At 68.8% G+C, this 3160-nt stretch carries 3 protein-coding genes; all 3 read left to right on the forward strand.

Annotated features, from left to right (window positions below):
* Positions 1 to 290 (forward strand): hypothetical protein (locus BEN49_RS27975; RefSeq protein WP_158022901.1); only part of this gene is annotated, 290 nt, incomplete at its 5' end.
* Positions 291 to 433: 143 nt separating this feature from the next.
* Positions 434 to 1714 carry a helix-turn-helix domain-containing protein gene (locus tag BEN49_RS12985; RefSeq protein ID WP_070744076.1) on the forward strand — a complete coding sequence of 427 codons (1281 nt, stop codon included), beginning with the start codon at positions 434 to 436 and terminating at the stop codon, positions 1712 to 1714.
* A gap of 490 nt (positions 1715 to 2204) precedes the next feature.
* A complete protein-coding gene (locus BEN49_RS12990) occupies positions 2205 to 3143 on the forward strand; it encodes a TonB-dependent receptor plug domain-containing protein (protein ID WP_158022903.1) in 939 nt (312 codons plus the stop codon).
* Positions 3144 to 3160: the final 17 nt, after the last annotated feature.

Raw genomic sequence — 3160 nt, forward strand, 5'->3', positions numbered from 1 at the left:
GAGGCCAGGCCGACCGCCTGCGCCGCATCGTATCGGCGGCCGACGGCGGCGCGCCCACGGCCGACACCCCCGCCGGCCTGAACGATTTCATGGCGTTTGAGCAGCTGCTGCGGGCCCGGCTGGCCGTAGTGGACCACCAGCGCGGCCTGCTGCTGCACCTGCACCGCGCCGATGCCTACAGCGAGGAGGCCGTCCGCCAGGTAGAGCTGGAAATCGACCAGCTCGAAAGCTCCCTGCGCACCCAGCTGCAAAACGTGCAGCGCCCCGCAGATGCAGCGGCCGGCAATTAGCCGGGGCCCCCACGCCGTCGGTGGCCCCGGAGGCCGCCGTCACGGGGGCCGCATCAGCACAAGTACGGGCTTCATCGGCAGGAAGAATCGGGCCCGGCGAGTGCTTCGACGCACGGCCATCTACTTAGCAAACCAAGGTATCCATGCTGTTTAATTTCGGTGCTTACAGCTCGTTGCTGCTGCCGGCGGCGGTAACCGGCCTAATCGCCACCGGTTGGCTGCTGCTGCGGGCCCTGCGGCGCGGCACCTTGGCCGATGCGCTCCTGGCCCTGCTACTGCTGGTGCCCAGCCTGAGCATTGCGCAGCAGATGCTGGGCTACGCCGGCTGGTACGAGGGCCCCAACGGGTACCGGGCGGCCATGCTGTACGTGCCCTGGCGGCTCAACTTATTCCTGGGCCCCGCCTACTACCTCTACTTTCGGAGCCTCACCAACCAGGAGTTTCGGCTGTGGCCCCGGGCCTGGTGGCACCTGCTGCCGGGCCTGCTGCAACTCGGGCTACTGGCCGGGGCCTTAGGCTACGACCTGCTGTGGCTACCCGGCGCGCACGGCCCCCAGCCGACCCCACTGGGTACCCCGGGCCCCGCGTTGAACGCGGCGCAAGCCATCGACCACTACCTCGGCTACGCGCAATACGTGCTGCTGCCAGCCTATTGCTGGCGAGTACTGGCCGACTACCGGCGCTACACCCGCTACCTCCAGGACAACTTTTCGGACACCGAGCGCCTGCGTTTCGCCGGGCTGCGGCAGTTGCTGCTGGTACAGGTGCTCGCCCTGGTTTTGAGCCAGCTCTTCACACTGGCGAGCTGGAAGTTTGGCGACCTGAGCGACGCCGCCTCCTGGAATTATTTCTTCCTGCGCGGGCTACTCGTTTACTGGCTGATTGCCGTCGGCTTGCAAGCCAACTACGCAGCCGCCACCACCCCGCTGCGCTTTGACATTGACCCCGCCCCGCCCCTTGCCCCTGAGCCTGTGGCCACGCCAAATCTGGCGCCGGCGACCGCCGCCCCGGGGGCCCCAGCAACGCCCGTGGCCGAGTCGCCAGCGCTGCTGCCTGCCACCGAACCACTGCCATTGGCCCCGGAGCTGCTGGCCTGGCGCGACAAGCTGCTGGCGCTAATGGCCGAGGAGCAGCCCTGGCTCGAACCCGAGCTGACCCTGACGGAGGTGGCGAAGCGGCTGCGCATCACGCCCGGGCTGCTGTCCAAAGTCATCAACACGGGCTGCGGCCAGAACTTTAGCGACTTCGTGAATGCCTACCGGGTGCGGGAAGCCCAGCGCCTGCTCGCCGACCCCCGCTTTGCCCACTACTCGCTGGTAGGCGTGGCCCTGGAGAGCGGATTCAACTCACGCTCAACGTTTAACCGCGTATTCAAAAAGGTAGTGGGCCAGGCGCCCAGCGAACTGAGCCGTCCCAAAACATAGATTGGGGCAGGCCAATGCACGCATTGGGGCAGCGGGGTGCGGGGCCCGCGGGAGTTTTGCGGCATCGTTTCACTAGCCCACTGCCTGTCGTGTGCCCTCGCCTTCCCCTCCCCTTTTTTCGTTCCTGTTCTACCGTTTGGCCTGGCCTGCCGGCCACCGCCAGGGGCCCCCGCCGCCCGGGTGAACGGGGGCTTCTGGCGGCTGTTTTAATGCGGGTGCTCGCCCTAGTGGCTCTCGTTTGCCCATCAAGCTGGCGGCAACTAGTCCCCGCAATCCTCCTGTGCGGGGGGCTGATGGGCGCGCTACCGGCCTCCGGCCAGGGCCCGGCGCCAGTCTCCGGGGCGGTGCGCGACCCGGCCGGGGGCCCCGTGGAATTTGCCACCATCACCCTGCACCGCGCAGCCGATTCCGTGGTGGTGAAGTCAGAATTCAGCGATGCCCAGGGAGCCTTTGCGCTGCGGGCGCGGCCGGGGCCCGCTACTTGGTATCGGTGGCACAGGTGGGCTACGAGCGCTACTGGAGCGCCCCGTTTGCGCTGCCCGCCGCGGGGCTGGCGCTGCCCGCGGTGGTCCTGCGCACCAGCGCCGCCACAGCCCTCCGGGAGGTGGTGGTGCTGGGCCAGAAACCGTTGTTCGAGCACTTGGCCGACCGCACGGTCGTCAACGTGGAGAACTCGCCGCTGGCGGCCGGCAACACGGCCCTGGACGTGCTCGCCCGGGCCCCTGGCGTGACGGTGGACGGCAGCGACAACCTGGCGCTGCGCGGCCGGCAGGGCCTGCTGGTGCTCATCGACGGCAAGCGCCAGCCCATGACCGGCACCGAGCTGGCCGATTACCTGCGCACGCTGCCGGCCGAGCAGCTCAAAAGCATCGAGCTGATTACCAACCCACCGGCCAGCTACGACGCGCAAGGCACGGCCGGCGTCATCGCCATCAACCTCAAAAAAGACCAGCGCCAGGGCGCCAACGGCACCGTCAACCTGGGCTACGGGCGCGGGGTGTACGGCCGCCTGACCACGGGGGCAACCCTGAACTACCGCCGGGGCAAAGCCAACGCCTACGGCGCCTACACCTACGCCGACCGCCGCACCTACCTGCGCCTGACCAGCCACCGGGTATTCTACGACCAAGGCCAGCCCACCGGCGGCAGCCAGCAGGAAGACTATCTCGCCACCCGCACGCTGGCCCACAATTGGAAGGCCGGGGTGGACTACACCTTCACGCGCCGCACCACGCTCGGGGCAGCCCTCACCGGCCAGGGGGCCCAAAGCACCGGCCAGGGCACCAACGCGGTGACGCTGCTGGACGCCGCCGGGGCCCCGAGCCGCGCGCTGGTGTCCGGCGCTTACCGCAACGCGACGACGCCCAACCTCGCCGCCAACCTGAACCTGCGGCACGCCTTTGCGGACTCCAGCACAGCCGCGCCCTGACGGCCGACGCCAGCTAC

Origin of the sequence: Hymenobacter coccineus, from assembly GCF_001816125.1 — a bacterium.
Taxonomy (GTDB): Bacteria; Bacteroidota; Bacteroidia; order Cytophagales; family Hymenobacteraceae; genus Hymenobacter; species Hymenobacter coccineus.